General features: G+C 65.6%; 1 protein-coding gene and 1 pseudogene. Both read right to left on the bottom strand.

Annotated elements, in window-relative coordinates; translation table 11 throughout:
* Positions 1–107 (bottom strand): annotated as a pseudogene (locus tag MLB1_RS23915) (type VII secretion protein EsxS); the annotation flags it as partial.
* A 55-nt stretch (positions 108–162) separates the two neighbouring features.
* A partial coding sequence (locus MLB1_RS23910; protein WP_180752356.1) for a hypothetical protein occupies positions 163–567 on the bottom strand: 405 nt, incomplete at its 5' end.

Here is a 567-nt window from a genome sequence, read left to right as displayed (position 1 = left end):
GCGGCGGTCTCGGCTTGGGAAATCGTGGAACGCATCAGTGCGGTCTTGGCCCCGAAGGTGCCCTCAGCGGCCACCAAAGCCGGGATGTGTGCATCAAGCAAACTCATATGAACCTCTCCTCAATCATGTTGTGTTGTCTTAATTTTGGTTGTTTGTGGCCGTTCAGGTGCTTGCCCCCCTTTCCCCGGGGGGTCCGCTGTCGTCGGGCGCGGGCGGGGTGTGTTCGGGGTCGGTGCCCCAGGTGGTGGGGAGCATGGGCATGGTGCGGGTGCCATCGATCGAGTCGGCCGTGTTTTCGCGTTCGATTAGACCTGCGGCTGTTGTGGTCGAGGTTGTTTTGGGTACGGTGCCGGTGAATCCGAGTTGTCCCGCACCGCGCCCGGAGGCCCCCACAGTCGCCGTTGCCCGCACTGCGGGTTCGGAAAAGTCGGGGTCGACGGTGGAGTTCATGTCCATGTGTTGGGGGGCGGGGTCCTTGATTCGGGCGCCGCGTTTGCGTCGGGCTCGCGAACGCGCCGAGGCCGCCGCCGCGGCCGCCGCGGCGATTCCCGCCGCCGGTGCCTTAGC

It is taken from the genome of Mycobacteroides sp. LB1 (genome assembly GCF_013449725.1).
Classification (GTDB): domain Bacteria; phylum Actinomycetota; class Actinomycetes; order Mycobacteriales; family Mycobacteriaceae; genus Mycobacterium.
The sequence above is the reverse complement of the archived record's forward strand: the minus strand, read 5'-3'. Positions and strand labels throughout refer to the sequence as shown.